The 6,000-nt window shown below is 46.4% G+C and carries 4 protein-coding genes; all 4 read right to left on the reverse strand.

The window, feature by feature from the left end:
* Nucleotides 1-240: 240 nt before the first annotated feature.
* Nucleotides 241-1,383 (reverse strand): polymorphic toxin type 44 domain-containing protein, encoded by a 1,143-nt coding sequence (locus FQ187_RS11790; RefSeq protein ID WP_149629597.1) that lies wholly within the window; start codon nucleotides 1,381-1,383, stop codon nucleotides 241-243.
* A 1,432-nt stretch (nucleotides 1,384-2,815) separates the two neighbouring features.
* Nucleotides 2,816-3,859, reverse strand: coding sequence for a DUF4435 domain-containing protein (locus tag FQ187_RS11795; protein WP_149629598.1), 1,044 nt, complete (start codon nucleotides 3,857-3,859; stop codon nucleotides 2,816-2,818).
* Nucleotides 3,859-5,031 (reverse strand): ATP-binding protein, encoded by a 1,173-nt coding sequence (locus FQ187_RS11800; RefSeq protein ID WP_149629599.1) that lies wholly within the window; start codon nucleotides 5,029-5,031, stop codon nucleotides 3,859-3,861. Before FQ187_RS11800 ends, FQ187_RS11795 begins: the two co-directional genes overlap by 1 nt.
* 275 nt (nucleotides 5,032-5,306) lie before the next feature.
* Nucleotides 5,307-5,522, reverse strand: coding sequence for a hypothetical protein (locus FQ187_RS11805; protein ID WP_149629600.1), 216 nt, complete (start codon nucleotides 5,520-5,522; stop codon nucleotides 5,307-5,309).
* Nucleotides 5,523-6,000: the final 478 nt, after the last annotated feature.

The following is a 6,000-nucleotide window of genomic DNA, read 5'->3' on the forward strand; positions in this document are numbered from 1 at the left end:
GTCCAATCGAACTGCATGAAAAAGTCATCATTGGGAAAGATATGACCCGGACCGCCGGTTACCTCTCCGGGATTGATATCTCCCCGGTAAATTTCGTCTTGTGTGTTCAGCACGAAGCCCAGTGGCCCTTTACCCTTATCGGAAAAGTGAATACTGACCCAAGGTGTTGCCACGTACCAAAATGCAACGGGCGACAGCAATACAAGCAGAATCGCAACCTTGGTAACTCGGGACCGACTTTTACTTACATTCGTGAACACGGATACCTTTCCCCCAGCGAGATGGATCGACGGCAAGCACTTCGTCCTTGATGATTTTTGCGGTGACACCACCATTTGGGTATCGCTTATAAAGTTCGATTCCGATACTAATGGACACCCGGTCAGGAATGTCATCAAAACTCCTGAGACCGTCAACGCCCTCAGTCATTTTTGGCCCATCCCTTTCATCCCACTTCTGAACTTTTCGGATAGAGTCCGAGACAATCTGCTCAGCCCCCGCACCATCCAGAAGCACACTTTCTGAAAGCCCGCCCGCTATACCTACATAGCCGTAATGAATGTTGGACCAGATATCGTAGAAGTAGTCGTACTCCCCCTGCTTTTGCCAGATGTCCCCGAACTGGTGCCTTATTTTTGGCTTGTGGTCCCAGTCCATGCCCTGACCGACTTTCGCTGTCCACAGGCCAAGCGCTGCCGTGGTATTCGCATAGCCGGTGGTCTGAGCATTGTTTCCAAAGCCAACTTGAGCATACCAAGGCGTTTCCATGCGTTCTTTTGTTTCGTCTGCGGTGTCGTAAGCCAGCAGCTTTTTCATCTTCAAAACGGAGGGGGCAGAGATATTCCGATTCATCTCATCAGCGATGTAGCTCGCCAGAGCCTCCATCAGGTCAGGGTGATTACAGACCTTGGGCTTCTCCTCTTCATGCTTGTTGGCGTTTTCATGCTGTGGATCTGGCGACAAAGGATCGACTAGCGCATTCGCTGCCGTGGCCTTCGCCGTCAGAGCCGGGTCCGCCAGCAAGGTGGCCATTCGCTCATCGTCAACCGTGCCGTTAGGACGTATCGCGCCGAGCTTGGCAAAGTTGATGATTGCTGCTCCAGTGGCTCCGCCAAAGACGAAGCCGCCGCCAACATCACTAGATCCCGTGATGATTGTTCCGCCGTGGCTTGTGGGACTGCCTAGGTGCGCCATAGGCCGGCCATTCACCACAATGGAAGGAAACCCCGTGGTGATAACCGCGCCACACCCACAAGTATCACCAACACGCGCAGCGCCCATGAAATTGATGTTCGTGTCGGCGCTCGCAGATGCGATTGGGGTAGTGCCATGTCCAGGCAATGGGCAGACATGCTTGTCGCCCAGTCGTGCAGAAGAAATCATGCGTCGTCCCTAATTGCGTGCAAAAAAAAGCCTCCATCATTGGAGGCCAGAGTGCTGTAGGCCGTTTGACCATACCGAAAATTGGACGGTATGTATGTAGGAAAAATCTGAGTTGGTGGCTGATTATTTCCTATGGGGAGGTATCAACGAAAAATGAGTCAGCCAAGAAAAAAACACCAGAAAAAGCACTTATCCCCCTCCCGCCGACGGGCTTTGTGTCCTTTTTTTGTGCAAACCCAGATTTAGTGCAAATGAACCTGCAGCCCAGGCGGGCTGTGGGGCTTCGCAGGCAATTGGCCATTTCATTTTGTGCAAGGTTTTGCAAAGAAATGCAGCGCGATTGTACAGCTGGGCTGGGGGCGGTCACGTAGGGGGCAAGTCTGGAGCCGCCGGTTTGTAAGGGGAGCGCTTTTGAAAACGTGCTGTTTGCAGAGTTTTCATTTTCTGAGCAGATCGCATCAGGCGCGCTTTAGGGCTGAGTCGAGACGGATACCAATTAGCCTTGAAGCCTCGCCGTGCATGGCTTCCAGCCGATTCGGCTCATTTCAAAACGTGACCACACAATCGAACTATTTGACCCTTAGTTCTAACGCTTGAAAAAAGTCGAAAGCTGAATGGCGCAATGCCATTTTTCGGGTGCGATACGGCAAAAGGGTAATTTTGGTAATGAGGGGCGAGGTTCGGGTTGGAGCCTTTATAAGTCGTGGCTTTGGTGCATTACCTCCGGGGGTAATATTTGGTAAGGGTGGAGGTAATATTGTACCAACTACTTGATTTTAAAGGGTTTTGTAAAGGGGGGGTATTACTAGGAATAAAGGTAATTTTCTAACCTATTCATTACCCTATTATTACCTTGAAGATCTCATTTAAGTGATTGATTTTATTGATTTTTAATTGGTTTTGCTGAGAGCATTACCAAAATTACCTATTTCCCATGGATCAACAGAAAAATCGACTGGGTATATCGGGGAGGGGGTTTTGGCTGGCACGCACACAGAATGTGATACCTCCCCCCGAAACGGCCTCAAACTGAATGTAGTCAGGTACATGTTCCGCTGGAGGCGTTGAAAGACGTGGAGCGGGTGAAGAGAATCGAGCCCTCAGCTTGGGAAGCTATCAGCGCAGCGTACAAATGAAGGAAGGGGAACTGGCACCTGTCCACAGCCAAGATGCGACCGCTCGTTTTCTGATCAAACGATTGATAGGGAGTTCCGGTTAGTACTATTAACGAATAATCTTTCAATGCGCGGAATAGGACTGGCTGTCATGTACGGTATACGGTAGTAGGCAAGAAAGTAACGAGAAATACTTTAAGCTGAATAAAAAAATGAATGGTAACGCAAAAATAACCCGCTGTACTCGTTAGATAAAGGCCCTAAATAGCAAGCTTCAGAGCTTGAATAGTTAAGGCCGAATCAAACCGCGAATATTACTAAGCGTACACCTCAGCCAATTTAAGGCGGGTGTCCGAAAAAAAATCAACATGAATATCCGAGATGCAGAACGCCCCAAAAATTAAAGACTTGTAATCATGCCAGTTGTTATTTATACGATTGACTTCTGATTTTGGGTTGGCATAAGTTGCTCTAGCTCGTTTGAGAGCAGCGGCTTTGTATTTGCTAGATATTTTCTCGAAGACCGCAACTATCAGGTTTAGTATCTTATGCCCCTTGACGAACAAATAAATATTTTTCGGTCCGATGTTTGCGCTTGATAGTTTGTTTTGATAGGCAGTGTATTCGGTTTGCATGTTAAGTCGTAAGATCTCTGCGTCTATTAATGCTACCAAGGAGTCTAGCACGACGCAAAAATCAGAATAGCACTGTGAGCTTGTGTATTCACTTGTCAGATCCAAGGCAGTCAAGCTGCACAGCGTCGAATAAAATCTGGCACGAACGCTGTCTACAAGCCCTCTATCTTGAGATATCACATCAAAAAAATTCAGCTTGTGATAACAGGCAAACAAGCAAGAAGAAATCTGTTCAAGAAAAGACGACGGTGATACAAATAAGTTTCTTCTTGGCTCAGAAGATACCACTTCGAATGTTCTATCTATATGCTCGGGATCGAGCATCGCATTCTCAATAGAGTAAATGTTTGTATAGTACATAAAGTCATTTGCAGGTTTGGCGGAAACATATCCATCAACAAAGCCTTTGATAAAGCAATCATCGCTATCTATACAGACAATCTGAAGTTTCGAAGGCGTAATGTCGCCATTTCTAACCAGACTTAGGATCCGATTACAGCCATTGGCCGCTTTGTCATCAGAAGCGGTTGCTTCGTCTGGTTGTTTGTATGAAAAAAGATAGCGCGGATTATCTTTAAGAAAATTCATCCAGAATTTTTTATCATCGTCCGCTTCAACCCAGACGAGGACGGTATTTCTCTGAGACCCATCACTGTTAAAGTTTTTCTTTTTATCAACCCAAGAAGACTTGAATTTAAATCCATAGGCCTGGTTATCCGATTCCATTATATGGCGGCTTCCTTACCGAGTCGTGCCAAATTAATAACTTGTTCAGAGCTCGTATTTAAAATTAGAGCTGGTGAATGTGTCGCAATTATAAATTGGGCGTTGGGAGCGATTTCACTAAGAACTGGAAATAGCATCTCCTGCCACTCAATGTGTAACGAAAGATCAGGCTCATCGAATATGAACATTGCTCTATCTTTATACAGGAAGGTAATCAGCAAAATTGCGAGCAGTGTTTTTTCACCCTTCGAAAACTCTGCCCAGCTCACTTCCGAACCGTTACCCAGTTTTAAGTGAAAGTACTCTTTGTCGTTCCAGATCAAGGTTCTATTCGTTTGGAGGAAGAATCTGTTTATTTTTTCAAAAAAATCACTCTTCCCTACGAAGCTCATTCCTTCTTTTGCGATTTTTTGCGCAAACTCTGACTTAAGTAGGTCTTTGACTTTGTCAAGGCTTTCTAGTTTCTTATTGCCGAGCTCTTTCAAGTGCTTGTCAAATAGCTCTTTGATAGATGTCTCAATAAGATCCCTTGTTAATTCGGGAATGGCAGACTTGGCGACGTCGGATATGAATTCGTTTATAAGGATGTAGAGTGTTTTATCTATGTTGGGAGCTGAATCAAAAACCAATTCATCAAGCTCTCTCTTGTAGCTAAAAAACAATCTATCATCAATGAATAGTACACTTTCTGCTTTGTCTTTAAATAAGTCAACGTCGCTAGTTGCGCCCTTCAAGCCTGCTATGCAAATAACATCCACACCTTCATTGTCCGTCGCCTTACGCATTACGTCGGACTTTTTTGTTGGGGCGGTAATTTGATTGGCCTTATTAAATATTTCTTGTAAGCCCTTATCTGTGCTCAGTATTTTATTAAGTTTTTCGTCGTCTCCATCTTTAGGTGGAGTGGTTCTTTCTAGCTTTATAGAGCGCAGACGAATGTCATCAACTTCTCCGGCAAATCTAATGTCCGCAAGCCATTGGTCGTAAGGTGTTTGATAGTCGAAGTTGCGCACTAAAGAAATTGACTCATGAATCATGTTCAAAATTCTAGTTTTGCCAGAGCCGTTATATCCGGTAAGAACTAAAATATTTTTTGAACTGTCTACAGTAATAACTGAGTCGACGCCTTTGCGGGGCGAATTGTAAAATGTTAACTTTTTGATTTTGTTCAAGCACTAACCCCATAATAAGTTCTTCCTCAGCCGATATTGACTCCATTCAAAGGATGAAGCTTGGAGCTCCATAGCCTTTTACTCAGCTGGGCATAGCACTCGGACTGTAGACTACCTACTCCAAAATTCCTAGCTCCGAAGTACCATCCCGGCACTGATCGAAACGAAAATCAGGAGACAAAATAGCCTTTTTGCGGTAGCGATCATTTGCGTAAGAAGCAGCCCCTGACGCCCTAGACACAGTTAACTGGTTGCAGGCGGCCGATTGCCACCAGTCACGTGAGATCCAATCCCCTCGGCCGAGCTAAGCCTTGATTGATGAATCCTGCGTTTTCACCAATTGTTTGAAGTGCCCCTCGCACATTCTCACCCACCTCTGCAGCGTTTTGCCGCTCAACCCACAGAGTCACCTCCATCACTGCCGCTTCCAGGGCCAATTGGTTGTGATAGATCCTTTCCAGCACATCCGACAATGAGTACTCGCTTGCCATGTTTACCGACTCCATTCGAAAAAACTCAAGCATAGCAGCGACAGTGCTCCCGATTGGAGCCGAAACTGGTTGCTTAAAATTTGCTACGACGCATTGAAGAGGTCTGGGGTTCGAGCGGTCGCGGGAGGTATTGGTACGAAAGTGGTACGAGGATATGCGACAGGCTGTGAAGGAGAGTGTTTATAGGGCTTTGGAGATTAGTATGGCCAATCCATCATCGGAGCGACGGAGAAGCGGCGGGAGAGCGGGGCGGGTGTGGCGGTGATTGGGGGCATTGGCGGTTCTGAGATGGGGTGAGGCTGGGAGGAGGGGAGTTTATCAGGATTGGGGTTACAGGGCTCAGGCGAGCTTTGTAGTGGTCAACTAATTCCGGACACCTCGATAGGTGATTTTGACGCCATCGCCCGTTCGTAAACGGTCGGTGGCAGATATCCCAGTTTCGAGTGCAGCCGTTCGTTGTTGTAAAACCCAACGATGT

The organism is Pseudomonas sp. ANT_J28 (genome assembly GCF_008370005.1).
Taxonomy (GTDB): domain Bacteria; phylum Pseudomonadota; class Gammaproteobacteria; order Pseudomonadales; family Pseudomonadaceae; genus Aquipseudomonas; species Aquipseudomonas frigoris.